Here is a 16455-nt window from a genome sequence, read left to right on the forward strand (position 1 = left end):
GTGGTCAAGCACTTCCTTGGGCAGCACCATACGTGCCAACATTAGCAAACCTTTGTCTTCCATGATGCAAAGGTAAGCATTTCATATGAATCATACTCATTTACCCTTATGAAAAATCTATTGAGCCAATATTCCCCCTAGGTTTATCGGGTGAGCCGTAATCCGTGTGGGCCATTAATTGGGTAGGTGAGATACAAAAAAAAAGAGAGAAAAATAATATTTTTCTCTCTTTGTACGCCTGCAGGGGTTCGAACCCTGGACACCCTGATTAAGAGTCAGGTGCTCTACCAACTGAGCTACAAGCGCGTTGTTTTCTTGTTTGCGGTTGCAAAGGTACGACGTTTTTTTTTTTTTACCAAACTTTTTTGAGTTTTTTTTTGAAAAAACATAAAAAAGCCTCAAATTCATCATTTGAAGCCCTTTTCCACCATTTTATTTGGTGTTCTATTCGTTTCTTTTTAATCTTCTCCGCCGAAATCGGAAATACTTTCCGCCTCTTCGTCGGGATCACTTTCAATCTCAAAAGTGGTACGATAATTATCTTCGTTCATCACGTCATCGTCAAACGAATCGTCATCCTCGTCAGGACTGTTGTAATTGTCTTCAGGGATTTCGTCCTCGTCGTGAGTTTCAAATTTCATTCTTGGTTTAACAGTCTCTGGTTTAAGTTTTGCGAAGATCGCCTCAACCCATGTACCTTTTTCTACTTCAAGAACCTCAAAGCCATCAGCGACCTTCTTTTCATACATACCACCTTTCTTATGGAGTCTGTCTTTGGGCAAGGTAGTGGTAGAGATTTCAAAACCGCTTTCTATGATGTCTTGGATAGACTGTGACAGTGAGTCCCATCCACCTCCGAAATTACGTTCCAGCACCTCCATAAGTTTGGAAGCAGTAATGTGGCGGATATTTTCGTAGGTCAGGTCAGTAACGCGCATAATAGGGCGTTTACGGATGGCAATAATCATTTTTGCATTCTCATCGATAGAGAATGCTCCAACCTTATATCCTTGTTTCTCGTAGGCAGCGCGAATAGCAGGAGAGTCTTTCTTTATTTCTTCTACATTGAATGCAGAGCGTATGATGTCTGTGTAGCGACGGATATTTTCCTTGAAGTCGGGGTCTTTACTGCCGCCGTCCAAAATGCGGAAGATGTCGTTTTCCTGCACGTCCCATACCGAACTCTTAGTAAGTGCTTTCAGATTTAATGCTTTTTTCGTTGAAGAATCTTTCATATCTTTCTTTTTTCGTTTTTCTTAATTCGCTTGCAAAGATACGATATAGACTTTTAATATCCAAATTTTGAAGCAGCGAAAGCAAAGAGAACACACATTTTCTTTATGTACCTCTCATGTACCCTCCCTTTTTAACATCCCACAGATACCGCGGACTTTTATTTCTGATTTATGATCTGTGATTCTAGTTAAAGATTATTCTAAAGATTCTAGCGTAAGATTTACGTCATAGGTTGTTTTTGTCTCATTCGGCAAAGAATAATTTTTGGTTTATTCTCTGCTCTCACTGCTCCATTGTAATAAGCAAATTTAAACCCACCAATTTTTCGTAAAGTTAACCCACCAGTTTGTTTTTTATTATTTTTACTGTTTTTATCGAAAATTGTCTATCTGTTCTCCATTCTATAACAGCTTCCCTTTAAGTTTATCACTTCACATTTGTACAGTCAACGATCCAACAATGCAGATGCTATTACTTCATCATCAAGTGTCTGTGCCCATTCTGTTGGAGATTTGTTTGTCGTTATGATTACAGAAGTTTAATGGTTTATTCTGTGTAAGGTGCAACCTTTTCGGAGGGAATACAAAAAATCCCGACCGCACCTATGATGGTGGGTCGGGAATCTATGTGGGAGACGGGGAGGGGGATACCTCCCGTTACCGGTTTAGCGAGTTACGGGAATCTTGTCAACACGCTTCTGATGGCGACCGCCTTCAAAAGTGGTTTTGAAGAATTCGTCCATAATCTTCTCCGCCATCTTGTTGTCGATGAAACGACCTGGCATGACCAGGACGTTGGCATCGTTGTGCTGACGGATGAGGTGGGAAATCTCAGGAATCCAAGCCAGTCCGGCACGAACACCCTGATGCTTGTTGAGGGTCATGGCAATACCTTCGCCTGAACCGCAGATGCCTATACCTGGATATACCTCGCCACTCTCGATGCCTTCTGCCAAAGCATGACCGAAGTCGGGATAATCGACGGAGGCGTCACTCCATGTGCCGTAGTCCTTATAGGCATAACCATGCTCTTCAAGATACTGAAGCACATACTTCTTGAGAGCGAATCCTGCGTGGTCGCATGCCACGCCAACTGTCTTTACTTCCATATTAATTGTGTTTTGAGATTGTTTATGCCAACAGGGCCTTCACCTGCTTATAGACGTTTTCGCCAGTATAACCGAGTTTCTCGTCGAGCACCTTGTAGGGAGCAGAGAAGCCGAAGCTGTTGAGCCCCCATACAGTACCGTCGGCTCCTACGAGACCTTCGAGGGTGACGGGAAGCCCTGCGGTCATACCAAACTTCTTCTTGCCTGCGGGGAGAACGCTCTCCTGATACTCCTTAGGCTGGCTGCGGAACAGACCTTCTGAAGGTACGCTGACTACGCGAACCTTCACGCCGTCTTTGCGCAACAGGTCAGCACCTGCCTCAAGGGTAGATACCTCAGAACCAGAAGCGAGCAGGATGACATCGTAGTCTTCGTCGCTACCTGCTACTACATAAGCACCCTTGGTGGCCTGGCTGTAGTCGTTGCCTGCGGGCAGCATGTCGATATTCTGACGTGAGAAGATTAGGGCGGTAGGAGTATCGGTATTCTCCATCGCCATGCGCCAGCATACGGTGGTCTCTTCTGCATCGGCAGGACGTACAACGAGTACGGAGTTCTTGCCGTGGTGGTTCTTGAGTTTCTCCATCAGGCGAATCTGTGCCTCTTGCTCTACGGGCTCATGGGTAGGTCCGTCTTCACCTACACGGAAGGCATCGTGGGTCCAGATGAACTTCACGGGGAGTTCCATGAGGGCTGCCATACGTACGGCAGGTTTCATATAGTCGGAGAATACAAAGAATGTGCCGCATGCAGGGATTACACCTCCGTGGAGAGCCATACCGATGCAGCAGCATGCCATGGTGAGCTCTGCAACACCAGCCTGGAAGAAGGCACCGCTGAAATCGCCACGTACGATGTCGTGGGTCTTCTTGAGGAATCCATCGGTCTTATCTGAGTTTGAAAGGTCGGCAGAGGCGCAGATCATGTTGGGCACCTGTTCTGCTAATACACCGAGTACGGTAGCGCTTGCACCACGTGTAGCTGCACCTGCCTTCTGCTGTACGAGACTCCAGTCAATCTTGGGAGCTTTACCGCTGAACCACTCTTCCAGGAGTTGAGCCTTTTCAGGATTCTCCTTTGCCCATGCTGCTTTCTGTGCGTAACGCTCTGCCACAATTTTCTTAAGTTCTTCTGCGCGTTTAGCGTACATCTCTTTCACTTCTGGGAAGATCTGGAATGGATTCTCAGGATCAGTACCAAGGTTCTTCATCGTGTTGACGTAAGCATCGCCGCCGAGTGGAGCGCCGTGGGTAGCACAGTTGCATTCGTAGCTGCTGTTGTCAGCCTTGCGAGCGCCCTTACCCATGACACAATGGCCGATGATCAGGCTTGGACGATCGGTTTCCTTCTGAGCATTCTTGATGGCTTCGCGAATCTGGTCAACGTCGTTACCATTGATCTTCTGTACGTACCATCCCCATGCTTCGTATTTCTTGGCGGTATCCTCATTGGTCACCACTTCTGTCTTGGTGGAGAGTTGGATATCGTTGGCATCATAGAACATGATGAGGTTGTCGAGTCCTAATGTTCCGGCAATACGTCCTGCGCCCTGTGAGATTTCCTCCTGTACACCACCGTCAGAGATGTAGGCATAGATGGTCTGTCCCATCACGTCGCCCATGCGTGCCTTGAGGAACTTGGCAGCAATGGCAGCACCTACGGCAAAGCAATGGCCTTGTCCGAGAGGTCCAGAGGTATTCTCGATACCACGGGCGATTTCGCGCTCAGGGTGACCAGGAGTTACGGAACCCCATTGACGGAGGTTTTTAAGGTCTTCAAGGGTGAACTTGCCGATGAGGGCGAGCTGTGAGTAAAGCATAGGAGCCATGTGACCTGGGTCGAGGAAGAAACGGTCGCGTCCTTCCCACTCAGGATGCTCTGGATCATATACGAGGAATTCGCTATAGAGGGTGTTGATGAAATCGGCACCACCCATAGCTCCTCCGGGGTGTCCAGACTTGGCTTTCTCTACCATTGAAGCTGCGAGAATACGAATATTATCTGCAGCCTTGTTCATGATTTTGTTGTCGTTCATAATCAATGTTTTATTTTGATAACGTTAGTTTTGTTGTAATATCACATGCAAATATACAGAAAAAATCCGAAAAGATTACTTTGTGTATTGCTTTTTTTGTGAATTTCCTAAATAAAGTCCTTTAATGTCGCTTATTTCAAGGTCATTACTACCAAACTCTTAGCAGGAATCTTCACCGAGAGCACGTTTTTCTTGAGTTTGGCTTGCTTGAAATCGGCAACTTTTACGCGGTCGGGGTGATCGAAATCGTTGAAGTCTGCTACGTTTTTAGCGGTAAGAATCTGTCCGTTGACGCTCTTGGCATTTGTACCTTCGAGGGCGATGTCGATCGCCTGTTCTTTGTCAAGGCTGACATTGGTAAGGGCAATGACAATCTGACCATCCTTGGTCTTGGCTGCAGAATAGGACAGCAAGGGCAGGTTGCGATAGCCATTAGCCTTCTGAGCATCCATAGGGGTGAAATACTCGTGGCGCACCTTCATGGTGTCGCAGGCTATTGTCATGGGCAGATAGGTGGCATCCTGGAAAGGAGCGTACATCTTGAAAACATAGTAGGTTGGGGTGAGTACCATGTGGCCTGTGCCTTCTTGGTCGGTAAGAATCATGGATTGCAGTACGTTGACAACCTGTGCGATATTCGCCATCTTCACACGGTCGGTATGACGATGGAAAACGTCGAGGGAGAGAGAAGCCACAAAAGCGTCGCGCAGGGCATTCTGCTGATAGAGGTGACCGGCGATGGTACCAGGTTCTTCGTCCCACCAGGTGCCCCATTCGTCAACCACAAGATCTACTCTATGGTTGGGGTCTTTCTCATCCATGATAGCTTTGTGCTTTTTGATGACCTCTTCTATCTCCAGACATTTGCCGAGTGCCCAGTAGTACTGGTCGTTGTCGAACTTGATAGCAGAACCCTTCGAACCATTCCAACCTGCCGCGGTATAGTAGTGGAGCGATACGCCGTTCATGCGTTCGCCGATGCGATCCATCAATACGCTGGTCCATTTGTAGTCGCAGTCGGAAGCACCACTTCCGATGCGGTAGAGGTGGTTGCCTGGTTGGTCGCGCAGGTAGGTATTGAATTTACGGAATTCGTCTGAGTAGTATTCTGGTGTCATGTTGCCACCACAGCCCCATGCCTCGTTGCCGATACCGAAATACTTCACGTGCCAAGCCTTGTCGCGACCGTTCTGGCGACGCAGACGTGCCATCGGAGTATCTTCGTTGCTGGTCATATACTCCACCCATTGTGCCATCTCCTTGACTGTTCCGCTTCCAACGTTACCGCTGACGTAGGGTTCGCAACCCAGCATTTCACAGAGGTTCAGAAATTCGTGTGTGCCAAAAGAGTTGTCTTCAATCGTTCCGCCCCAGGTGTTGTTGCGCAGCGAAGGACGCTTGTCGCGAGGACCGATACCGTCCATCCAATGGTAGTCGTCGGCAAAGCATCCACCAGGCCAACGGAGTACAGGAACGTTCAAGTCTTTGAGTGCTTCAAACACGTCTTTTCGGTAGCCGTTGATATTGGGGATGGGAGAGTTCTCGCCCACCCAGAGACCACCATAGATGCAAGATCCGAGATGTTCGGCAAACTGTCCGTAGATCTCACGGTTGATGGTGTTCTTACCTTGGTCGGTTTTGAGTGTTGCCTTGATGCTTTCTGCAGAAACCTGAGAAGCGCATAGGGCAAAGGCTGCTGATAGGAAATAATTGTAATGCATAATTAGTATTGTATTTTAAATTTGTATTGGATTTATTTTTTGTTTGCTGTGGCAGCCTGTTCTATGGCGAGACCGCTCTTGTAGTTTTCAATATAGGTATTGAATCCTGCCACGTCATGAGCGTCAGGAGCGATCTCTGTACCTGTATTGCCGTTGAATACCTTGTGCTCGAGATAGTCGGCAAGGGTCTGTTGCTTGTCGTTGTTGACCAGGTAGTCTGCCAAAAGGGCAATACCCCATGCTCCGCCTTCACCTGCAGTCTTCATGACAGAGATGGGAGAATTGATGGCTGCTGCCAATACGCGTTGCCCAACACCTTCGGTCTTGAAAAGTCCACCGTGTCCGGTGATACGATCTACCTTCACGTGTTCGTCGTTGAAAAGGATGTCGTTACCGATTTTCAATACTGCAACAGAGGCATAGAGGTTGGCACGCATGAAATTGGCTAATGAGAAATGGTCGTTGGCAGAGCGCACAAAGAGGGGGCGACCTTCAGCCAGTCCGGTTACCGGTTCGCCTGAGAAATAGTTGTAGGCTACAAGTCCGCCACAGTCAGCATCGCCTGTCATAGCGTGGTTATAGAGTTTACCGAATACCTCATTCATATCAACAGGTACGCCGAGCAACTGCTGGTACTCCTTGAAAATATTGACCCATGCGTTGAGGTCGCTGGTGCAGTTGTTGCAATGAACCATGGCGACGAGAGAACCATCAGGAGTGGTCACCATGTCGATCATCTCGTAGGGTTTGGAGAGTTCTTTCTCCAATACAATCATAGAGAACGACGAGGTGCCTGCACTTACGTTTCCTGTGCGTTGCTTGACAGCATTGGTGGCTACCATGCCTGTGCCAGCATCGCCCTCAGGAGGACATAAGGGGCATCCGGCTTTCAGATGACCCGATACATCGAGCAGACTGGCACCTTTCTCCGTCAGGCAACCAGCCTTTTCTCCTGCATTCAGCGTGGTGGGGAGGATGTCAAGTAATTGCCAGGGATAGTGCTTAGAGGCAACGAGGGTGTTGAACTTGTCAACCATGGTTGCGTCGTAGGTCTTGGTGTTGGGATCAACGGGAATCATACCTGAAGCGTCGCCGATGCCGAGTACAAATTCGCCAGTCAGCTGCCAATGAACATATCCTGCCAAAGTGGTCAGATATTTGATGTCTTTCACATGTGCCTCTCCATCGAGAATACATTGGTAAAGGTGGCTGATGCTCCAGCGCAAGGGAATGTTGTATTGAAACAGTTTTGAAAGTTCGGCAGCAGCCTTCTGCGTATTGGTATTGCGCCAAGTACGGAAGGGCACGAGTATCTGCTCGTCTTGGTTGAATGCCATATAGCCGTGCATCATAGCGCTAAAGCCAAGGCTTGCCAGCGTTTCCAATTCGACATCATATTCCTTGCGTACATTGGCACGGAGGTCTGCATAGCAGTCTTGAAGACCTTTCCAAATGGCGTCGATGCTGTAGGTCCACAGACCGTCAACGAGCTGGTTCTCCCATTCGTGAGCACCTTGTGCTATGGGGTGGTGGTTCTCATCGATGAGAACAGCCTTGATGCGGGTAGAACCAAACTCGATGCCGAGTACAGCCTTACCGCTTTCTATTGTTTGTTTTGCATTATTTGTCATTTTTCTACTGTTTCGTTAATGAAGGATGGAATCCATGAATTGTTGAAGTATGAAATCTATTGTTTCTTCTTCTGGCCATAGTAGGCATTGGGACCATGCTTGCGTGAGAAATGCTTTTCAACGAGCAGGGGATTCATCGTGGTGTCGGGATTGACCGACAGAGAGATGAATGCCATTTTTGCCACTTGTTCCATCACTACGGCGTTATAGACTGCCTGGTCGGCATCTTTACCCCATGAGAAAGGGCCATGGTTCTTGACCAAGACACCAGGGGTGTGGACGGGATTGATATTACCAGAAGAGATGCGGTTGACGATGACAACACCAGTATGGTATTCGTATTCTGCCATCTGGTCGGCTGTCATATCGGCAGTACACGGAATATCATCGTGGAAATAGTCGGCATGGGTAGTACCGATATTGGGAATGTCGCGTCCTGCCTGCGCCCAAGCGGTGGCATAGGTAGAGTGGGTATGGACTACACCTCCGATTTCAGGGAAGGCACGGTAGAGTACCAAATGGGTAGGAGTGTCGGATGAGGGGTTGAGGTCACCTTCCACTACTTTGCCGCTGTGGAGATCTACAACAACCATATCGGATGCCTTCATGGTGTCATAGCTGACTCCAGAGGGCTTGATGACTACCAATCCCTTTTCGCGGTCGATGGCAGAAACGTTGCCCCACGTGAAAATCACGAGATTGTGTTTCACAAGGTCGAGATTGGCTTGGAATACTTTTTCTTTCAGTTCTTCTAACATGATGTTTAGATTTATAAATTAGACAAGGATAACTGTGTCGTGTGGCACAGCAATCCTATAGTTTGAAATTAGGATCTTCGTTGTACGCTTTCTTGTTGAAACGGTAGAGATAGGCGCCACGACGTGAACTGGTCTTATCTATCAGTTCTGTCTTCTCGATGAAGTCCATTTCCTTCACGCGCTTACGGAAATTGCGCTTGTCGAGTTCCTCGCCGTTGACAGCTTCATACAGATGTTGAAGTTGGGTAAGGGTGAAGAGACTCGGTAACAGCGTGAAGCCAATTGGTGCGGTGCGAATCTTTTCTTTCATGATGCGACGTGCCTTCTCCACCATTATTTTATGGTCAGAATAGAGTGGGGGGATATTGTCTATGCTCACCCATTCCACGCCATGCTGTTCGCGCAGTTCGTCGTCGTATTGTTTGACGTTGATCAGGGCGTAGTAGGCAATAGAGACCACACGTTCACCCGGGTCACGGTCAACACTACCGAAAGCGCCTACTTGACGCATATATACATTGCGCATACCGGTAAGTTCGTAGAGCACGCGGTCGGCAGCTTCGTCGATGCCCTCATCGAGGTGGATGAAGCCTCCGTAGAGACTCCATTCACCACGCCCAGGATCCATCTGACGTTTGCCGATCAGGATCTTGAGTTCGTTCTGGTCGAATCCGAAAATGATACAATCGACCGATACGAGGACTTTTGTTTTATCTTGATAGAAACTTGTCATAATACTACCAAAGTATGGCGTAAAGCAACAAGGTAATGACACAGATTCCTACGGCACCGTATGTGTAGTTGCGGTCGGTAGAGAAGATAGAGAGATTGATAGGAAGGGCTTTCTCGTCCTTGACCTTATCATGTGAGTTGCTGTAGAGCCATACGGCATTGCAGCCTACGAGTACGCCGAAGAAGATGAATGCCTGGAAACCGATGTCGTTCAGATAGTCGATGAAATTTGTTTCTGGAGACTTCACATCGTGAGTGGCGCCGAGAATTACTACTATTGCAGCCACGATAATCATGGCAAGACCAGCTACTGCCAGGATGCGTGCCCATGTCATCATCTGCTTCTGATCTGCGGCAGAAGGAGTTTCTGCACTTACATATTTCTTATCGAGATATGATACAAGGATGAAGAAGGTGACAAGGATGATGAAAATGTAGGAAGCACGGAACTGGAAGGCTACATCGGGGAAGCAAACCTTGAAGAGTACACCCATGGGGATGGTTAGGATGGCCGTCCATACTGCTGCAGTAGAAGAGGCACGCTTCCACAGCAGACCAAGACCAAAGACGGTGATGATACCTGGATAGATGAAACCTGAATATTCCTGAATGTACTGGAATGCCTGGTCAAGTCCGCCCAGCAACGGTTTAACGGTAACAAGGGCTATAACCAATGACACAACGGCTACGATACGGCCGGTATTTACCAACTGCTTGTCACTCGCACCCTTGTTGATGTACTTCTTGTATATGTCCATCGTGAAAAGGGTTGAGGTGGAGTTGAACATAGAAGCCAAAGAAGAGATGATGGCGGCTACAAGAGCGGCAAAACTCAAGCCCTTGATACCTGTAGGTGTGAAGTTGCGGATGAGCCAAGGATAGGCATCATCGGCAACGTTGATATTGCCTGCCAATTCCATGTTCTTGAAGAATTCGGGATTCTCCATAATATAATAGGCGCAAATGCCAGGAAGTACTACGATGAAAGGAATGAGAATCTTAAGGAAACCGGCGAAGATAAGACCCTTCTTGGCTTCGTTGATACTCTTGGCGGCAAGTCCTTTCTGAATGATATATTGGTTGAAACCCCAATAACCGAGATTGGTAAGCCAAACTCCACCTACTACAGCGGCAATACCAGGAACATTGGCAAAGGCATCAGCATTATGGCTTTGCTGGATGACTAAGTGGAAATGAACATCCTGTGCATGGGTGCCTGTCGTCATGTCGTTATAAACCTGTCCAAGGGCGCCTAATGCGTCGGTTCCCATTACTATACCCATTTCCTGTAATGCGATGTAAGCGGTAATAATACCGCCACCTACGAGGAAGGTGACCTGCATCACGTCGGTCCAAGCCACAGAGGCAAGTCCGCCATAGATAGAATAGGTTCCTGCCACAATGAACAATCCGAGGATGATCAACATACGGATGGAAACCTCCATGCCGAAGATGCTGACGCCAAGACCTTGAAGACCGAGAATTTGTTCGATGGCCAAAGCGCCCAGCCATGCTACAGAAGTCAGGTTGACGAAGACATAAAGGAAAAGCCACAGAATAGAGAAGGCAAGGCCTACGCCATCATTATAGCGTTCACGGAGAAATTGTGGAATAGTGAAAATCTTACGCTCAAGCATGACGGGAAGCAAGAACTTTCCAATGACTACCAATGCGGCAGCTGCCATTACTTCATAGGCGGCAATAGCGATACCGTCACGGAATCCTGTTCCTGACATTCCGATAAACTGTTCGGCAGAAATGTTAGCAGCTATCAATGATGCACCTACAGCCCACCATGTTAGTGTGTTGCCAGCAAGGAAGTAGTCGTTGGCACTTTTTTCTTTTCCGTCTTTGTTGCGACTTAAAAATAATCCTAAACCAACCAACAAGATTAGGTAGAATGCGAGAATTACAAAGTCGATGGTCTTGAAACCAGACATTGCAATTGCTCCTGAAATACTATTCATAATAATTATAGGTATATTAGTGAATAAAACATATTATTTGATTGAGAAACGGTAGGCAGCATGACTGTAGTATTTCTCACCGGGTTTAAGTGTGGGCTGAGGCCAGTCTTTCTTATTAGGACTGTCGGGATACTTCTGACTCTCCAAGCAGATGCTTACATGCTTGGGATAGGTAAGACCATGTTTCCGGGCTATCTTCGCATCAGCACCAACCCCCTGGAAGTTTCCAGAATATACCTGAACACCTGGTTCGTTGGTGAACATCTCCATAAAGATGCCACTCTTGGGACTATAGAGTGAAGCACATACCTGTGTATCATCGCCCTTTCCGTCTTTATAAGTGTTCAGACAATAGTTGTGGTCGTAGCCTGTGGCATTCTTGATCTGTTGATAGTCAGAATGGATACTGTCACCTACAGCATGAGGAGTGCGGAAATCCATTGCAGTACCAGCTACAGGAAGAATCTCACCCGTTGTCATGTTGGTAGCGTCAGAGGGAGTGAAATTATCAGCATTAACATAGAGTATTTGGTCATAACAAGGTTTGGTGAAATCACCACTAAGATTGTAGTAGTTGTGGTTGGTCATGTTGATGATCGTTTCCTTGTCGGTAGTGGCTTCCCAAACGATGTCAAGGGTGTTGTCGGCAGTTACCTTATAAGTGGTAGTGGCGGTAACAGTACCGGGGAATCCATTTTCTCCGTCTGGAGCTACGATGGTGAGTTTGAGAATAGAGTCACCAACCTGTTCGGCATCATAGACTTTATGCATCCATCCGGTATTTCCACCTCCGTGAAGGCAATGGAGGGCATTGTTCTGACGCAACTGGTAGGTTGTACCTGAAAGGGTGAACTTACCTTTGTTGATGCGGTTAGCATAACGACCTACACTTGATCCGTAATCAGAAGGTGTTTTGATCGTATCAGCATACTGAGCGATATTATCGAATCCAAGGACAACATCGGTGGGTTTACCGTCTTTGTCGGGCACCACAAGGCTTACCACGCGACCACCATAGTTGGTGATGCAGGCTTCCATGCCATTATTGTTTTTAAGTACATACAGTTTGACGGGCTTTTCTTGAAGGATGGTGTCAAACTTAGCTGTGTCAAGTCCGGAAACTGTTAATGTGGCATTTTGTTTAGAGGCACATGATGCTGAAAGAATGGCAATGGTGCCAAGGCCAATAAGCATTGAATTGATTTTTCTCATTGCGAAGAGTTTTTAGTTGTTAGTTATGTTTTCTAATTCTGCGTGCTAAGTTACGACTATTTTCTGAATTGACAAAGATATTACGGAGAAAAGTGTTGTGCTTACACTATTTTTTATAGTTTCTTGTTACATAGCATAAAAAAACGGAAATGAAATTGATATTCATTTCCGTTTTATAGAGAAATAAAACGCGCTATTCTATACGTGTATTAAAGGGTTGTTTTTCAGACCGGAATACACTTTAAATAGCTGGTTCTGATTAGCAAATCTTACGTGAACCATCGCCGATGACAACATCATAGACTTTTGGTTCGTGGCCGTATTTGGCATTAAACTTCTCTTTTGCTGTGGCGATAAACTGGTTGTAGAGGTCGTTGCGGACAAGGTTGATGGTGCAACCTCCGAAACCGCCACCCATGATACGTGAACCGGTAACTCCACATTCCTTGGCAAGATCATTGAGAAAATCGAGTTCTTCACAAGAAACCTCATAGTCTCTTGACAGACCTTCGTGAGTCTTGTACATCAACTCGCCAACTTTTTCATAGTCGCCTTCGTTCAGAGCATCGCAAACGGCAAGTACACGGTCTTTTTCGCCCAACACGAATTTAGCACGCTTGTAGTCTTCTTCGCCCACTTCGGCTTTGACTTCTTCAAGTTGTTCCCATGTGCAGTCGCGAAGTGTTTCAAACTTTCCTTCTGGATGTTTGGCAGCAATATGGCGAACAACATTTTCACAAGAATTGCGGCGGTCGTTGTAAGGAGATCCTGCCAACTGGTGTTTTACAACAGAATCGAGCAATACCAAACGGTAGCCATCCGGTTTGAATGGGAAATATTCAAATTCGCGAGAACGGCAGTCGAGACGCATCAGACAACCTGCTTTTCCGAATACAGAAGCAAACTGGTCCATGATACCGCATTTCACACCACAGTAGTTGTGTTCTGTAGCTTGACCTGCCAATACCATATCCCATTGGCTTACCTTGTTATCACCGAAGATGTCGTTGAGACCACAGGCAAAGCAACTCTCCATGGCAGCAGAAGATGACATACCTGCACCCAAGGGAACATCGCCTGAGAATGCGATATTGAATCCTTTAACAGGTACTCCGAGCTTTTTCATTTCCAATGCGATACCGTAAATATAACGTGCCCAGCTAGCTTTAGGTCCATTGGGATCAGAGAGTTTGAAATCTACGCGGTCTTTCAAGTCAATGGCATAAGCCATAACGGTATCTTCTGTTCCGTTTGCACGCATTTCTGCAACAACACCTTTATCTACGGCTCCTGGAAAAACAAATCCTCCATTATAGTCGGTGTGTTCACCGATGAGATTGATACGTCCGGGTGATGCATAAACATTACCTTCCTTGCCATCAAAATGCTTGACAAAACGTGTTCTTACTGATTCGATGTTCATAGTCTTGTTGTTTAAAGGTTTGAAGTATCTTTTTATAATGTGGAACGTGACAAATCATGTTGTCTTAATCCACTTTGATGTCTTTGTTTACGTTCTTGCATCCCCAGATCGCATAGTAGAGGATGTATGCCAACATGGCAACAATCAGCCAATAAGAATTGAGGTAGCTGATTCCAAGCTGTTGAACGAGTACGAGATCCTGGAAGAAAGGCATCATACCTCCACCGAATACCATGACCATGAACAGGCCTGATGCTTTAGCGGTATATTTGCCAAGTCCTTCTGTTGAAAGGTTGAAGATACCTCCCCACATGACAGATGTGCAGAGACCGCAGAGGAAAATGAACACACAAGACAAAGGAACTGTAGCGTTCTCAATCTTGATGATGTTGAGATCGATATTGAGTGTTGTAGTCACATCACCTGTGAAGATGGCAGCGACAATAAGTGCAATACCTACTGTTGAAACGGTAATCATCTGTGCACGGGTAGAAACCTTACCTGAGATAACTGTTGAGATAAGGCGGCCACAGAGCATCAGGAACCAGTAGATACCAGCCAATGATCCTGCAACGGCTGCTGCACCTTCAAATCCTCCTTCACGGCTAATCCATTGGTTCATCATACCAGGAGTGGCAATCTCGATTCCTACATAGAAGAAAATGGCGATGATACCGAGGAGACAATGGCGGAAAGCGAGAGGTGATTTTTCGTATGTTACATTCTTCAAGTCACCTTGAGGCTCGTTAATCTGGATGGCAGAAATGACGAAGAAGGCTGCCAAGAATACTACGATACCTGTAATGATAAGTGGTGCAACATCGGGGAAAGAATCCTTTGTCAAAGTTCCTACGAGGAAACCAGTGAGGATAGGAGTTGCTGTTGCAGAAAGAGAATTGAGGGTACCCCCTGCCTGTACGAGCTGATTTCCGGTGTTACCGCCGCCACCGAGTAGGTTAAGCATGGGGTTTACTACGGTGTTGAGCATACATACGCAGAATCCGCAGATAAGAGCACCGAGTAGGTAAACAAAGATATTGTTGACTACGCCAGAGAGCAGCTGAACACCCAGACCTATTGCACCAATAATAAGTGCGATAAGTGCGGTCTTTTTGTATCCGTACTTGATGAGCATGTTTCCGGCAGGAATACCCATGATGAGGTAGGCAGTAAAGTTCATGAGGTTGCCGGCCATACCTGCCCAGTTGTATGACATACCCCAAATGTTTCCGAAGGGAGCTGCCATGTTTGTTACAAAGCTAATCATGGCAAAGATGAAGAACATTGTGATGATAGCTACGAGGTTCTTCTGGTTTTTGTTTGTTTGTGACATTGGTTTTATAGGATTTTAATGTTGTTAGTAATTACGAAAAATGTGTTTTCGATTATAGAACAATAAAAATTGTGTATTATAATTCTATGTTTTGATTTTTCCTGTTATACATAGATAGCTATTATACACAAAATGGGTGGCTGATAGCTATCAGCCACTCTTTTTGTTGTTTTATATTATTTTTCTGCTCCAAACTTATAGATGGTTTTCTGCTTGTACTGTTCACCTGGTCGGAGTACTACAGAAGGGAAGTAAGGACGATTTGGAGTATCGGGGAAGTGTTGTGCTTCAAGACAAACAGCACTACGCCAAGGATAAGTTGAACCGTGAGTTCCAGAGATTCCTGATTCGAAATTACCTGTATAGAGTTGGAGTCCTGGTTCTGTGGTATAAACCTCCATGGTACGACCGCTATTAGGCTCTTTTAGTTTAGCGGCAAAACTGAGTTCTCCTTCTTCCTTTTTATTAAGAACGTAGTTGTGGTCGTATCCAGATCCATTTTTCAGTTGCTCGTTGTCGGCGTTGATATCCTGACCGATTGGCTTTGGTGTGCGGAAATCGAATGGAGTTCCTTCGACCTTAAGAATTTCGCCGGTAGGGATTGATACCTTATCAATAGGAAGATAGAAATCTGCGTTGAGCTGTAATTCTACGTTGTCAACGGCAGGTGTGGGGTTAGCAATACCTGCCAATGAGAAAAATGCGTGGTGAGTCAGGTTGATGATGGTCTTCTTGTTGGTTGTGGCAAGATATTCAATAACCAGTTCATTGTTGTCTGTGAAAGTATATTCCACGTTGATGCGACATTCACCTGAGAATCCTTCTTCTCCATACGATGAGATGTATGATAAAGCCAAGGCGCGAGGTCCCATTTGCTTGGCATCCCAGATGCGAGAGTGGAAACCTGTAGGACCGCCGTGCAGATGGTTAGGACCATCGTTGAGAGCAAGCTGGTATTCTTTACCGTTGAGGGTGTAGGAACCTTTGCAAATACGGTTTCCGTAGCGTCCGATAAGGGTTGAGAGGAAAGGCTCTGGGCTATTGATAACATCTTGGATGTTGTCATGTCCCTGAATGACGTTTGCTACTTTTCCGTCTTTATCTGGAACCATGATGGCCACAATTGCTCCACCGAAATTGGTTACTGCTACTTCGTATCCTTTGCGGTTGCGTAGGATATATAAATCTGTTTTTTTCCCGTTTACTGTGGTTTGAAAATCTTTGCGATTCAAACCACACAAATTAACGTTTTCCGTTGTGTTCGCCATAATCAGTTGTTTTTAGTTACTAAATTATATT

13 protein-coding genes and 1 tRNA gene are annotated in these 16455 nt (G+C 46.3%); all 14 read right to left on the minus strand.

Annotated features, from left to right (window positions below):
• Positions 1 to 233: 233 nt before the first annotated feature.
• Positions 234 to 306 (minus strand) — tRNA-Lys (locus CIK89_RS05130).
• Positions 307 to 458: 152 nt separating this feature from the next.
• Complete coding sequence (locus tag CIK89_RS05135) at positions 459 to 1235, minus strand: hypothetical protein (protein WP_094390334.1); 777 nt, start codon at positions 1233 to 1235, stop codon at positions 459 to 461.
• A gap of 446 nt (positions 1236 to 1681) precedes the next feature.
• Positions 1682 to 1765: an ATP-binding protein gene (locus CIK89_RS13975; protein WP_336410092.1), complete on the minus strand. Its 84-nt coding sequence runs from the start codon at positions 1763 to 1765 to the stop codon at positions 1682 to 1684.
• A 135-nt stretch (positions 1766 to 1900) separates the two neighbouring features.
• Positions 1901 to 2344, minus strand: a complete 444-nt coding sequence (locus CIK89_RS05145; RefSeq protein ID WP_094390335.1) for an RpiB/LacA/LacB family sugar-phosphate isomerase — start codon at positions 2342 to 2344, stop codon at positions 1901 to 1903.
• A 22-nt stretch (positions 2345 to 2366) separates the two neighbouring features.
• Positions 2367 to 4379 carry a transketolase gene (locus CIK89_RS05150; protein WP_094390336.1) on the minus strand — a complete coding sequence of 671 codons (2013 nt, stop codon included), beginning with the start codon at positions 4377 to 4379 and terminating at the stop codon, positions 2367 to 2369.
• 131 nt (positions 4380 to 4510) lie between these two features.
• The gene (locus CIK89_RS05155) at positions 4511 to 6100 is read right to left on the minus strand and encodes an alpha-N-arabinofuranosidase (protein WP_094390337.1); all 1590 of its coding nucleotides are present in this window, start codon (positions 6098 to 6100) and stop codon (positions 4511 to 4513) included.
• 32 nt (positions 6101 to 6132) lie between these two features.
• Entirely contained in the window at positions 6133 to 7731 is a 1599-nt protein-coding gene (locus CIK89_RS05160; protein WP_094390338.1) for a xylulokinase, read from the minus strand.
• Between the two features lie 56 nt (positions 7732 to 7787).
• Positions 7788 to 8489, minus strand: a complete 702-nt coding sequence (locus tag CIK89_RS05165) for an L-ribulose-5-phosphate 4-epimerase (RefSeq protein ID WP_094390339.1) — start codon at positions 8487 to 8489, stop codon at positions 7788 to 7790.
• 55 nt (positions 8490 to 8544) lie between these two features.
• A complete protein-coding gene (locus tag CIK89_RS05170; RefSeq protein ID WP_094390340.1) occupies positions 8545 to 9222 on the minus strand; it encodes an NUDIX domain-containing protein in 678 nt (225 codons plus the stop codon).
• A gap of 4 nt (positions 9223 to 9226) precedes the next feature.
• Positions 9227 to 11188 carry a sodium/sugar symporter gene (locus tag CIK89_RS05175; RefSeq protein ID WP_094390341.1) on the minus strand — a complete coding sequence of 654 codons (1962 nt, stop codon included), beginning with the start codon at positions 11186 to 11188 and terminating at the stop codon, positions 9227 to 9229.
• Positions 11189 to 11221: 33 nt separating this feature from the next.
• Positions 11222 to 12400, minus strand: coding sequence for an aldose epimerase family protein (locus CIK89_RS05180; protein WP_094390342.1), 1179 nt, complete (start codon positions 12398 to 12400; stop codon positions 11222 to 11224).
• Between the two features lie 259 nt (positions 12401 to 12659).
• On the minus strand, positions 12660 to 13823 hold the full coding sequence (gene galK, locus CIK89_RS05185) for a galactokinase (protein ID WP_094390343.1): 1164 nt from the start codon (positions 13821 to 13823) through the stop codon (positions 12660 to 12662).
• A gap of 64 nt (positions 13824 to 13887) precedes the next feature.
• Complete coding sequence (locus tag CIK89_RS05190; protein WP_094390344.1) at positions 13888 to 15156, minus strand: MFS transporter; 1269 nt, start codon at positions 15154 to 15156, stop codon at positions 13888 to 13890.
• A 176-nt stretch (positions 15157 to 15332) separates the two neighbouring features.
• Complete coding sequence (locus tag CIK89_RS05195) at positions 15333 to 16424, minus strand: aldose epimerase family protein (protein ID WP_094390345.1); 1092 nt, start codon at positions 16422 to 16424, stop codon at positions 15333 to 15335.
• Between the last annotated feature and the right edge of the window lie 31 nt (positions 16425 to 16455).

This window comes from Prevotella sp. P4-119, from assembly GCF_002251345.1.
GTDB lineage: Bacteria > Bacteroidota > Bacteroidia > Bacteroidales > Bacteroidaceae > Prevotella.

Coding starts and splice junctions, on each gene's coding strand:
- CIK89_RS05135 (WP_094390334.1), bottom strand. CDS start 1,235: ATGAAAGATTCTTCAACGAAAAAAGCATTAAATCTGAAAGCACTTACT.
- CIK89_RS05175 (WP_094390341.1), bottom strand. CDS start 11,188: ATGAATAGTATTTCAGGAGCAATTGCAATGTCTGGTTTCAAGACCATC.
- CIK89_RS05165 (WP_094390339.1), bottom strand. CDS start 8,489: ATGTTAGAAGAACTGAAAGAAAAAGTATTCCAAGCCAATCTCGACCTT.
- CIK89_RS05195 (WP_094390345.1), bottom strand. CDS start 16,424: ATGGCGAACACAACGGAAAACGTTAATTTGTGTGGTTTGAATCGCAAA.
- CIK89_RS05145 (WP_094390335.1), bottom strand. CDS start 2,344: ATGGAAGTAAAGACAGTTGGCGTGGCATGCGACCACGCAGGATTCGCT.
- CIK89_RS05160 (WP_094390338.1), bottom strand. CDS start 7,731: ATGACAAATAATGCAAAACAAACAATAGAAAGCGGTAAGGCTGTACTC.
- CIK89_RS05150 (WP_094390336.1), bottom strand. CDS start 4,379: ATGAACGACAACAAAATCATGAACAAGGCTGCAGATAATATTCGTATT.
- CIK89_RS05155 (WP_094390337.1), bottom strand. CDS start 6,100: ATGCATTACAATTATTTCCTATCAGCAGCCTTTGCCCTATGCGCTTCT.
- galK (WP_094390343.1), bottom strand. CDS start 13,823: ATGAACATCGAATCAGTAAGAACACGTTTTGTCAAGCATTTTGATGGC.
- CIK89_RS05190 (WP_094390344.1), bottom strand. CDS start 15,156: ATGTCACAAACAAACAAAAACCAGAAGAACCTCGTAGCTATCATCACA.
- CIK89_RS05180 (WP_094390342.1), bottom strand. CDS start 12,400: ATGAGAAAAATCAATTCAATGCTTATTGGCCTTGGCACCATTGCCATT.
- CIK89_RS05170 (WP_094390340.1), bottom strand. CDS start 9,222: ATGACAAGTTTCTATCAAGATAAAACAAAAGTCCTCGTATCGGTCGAT.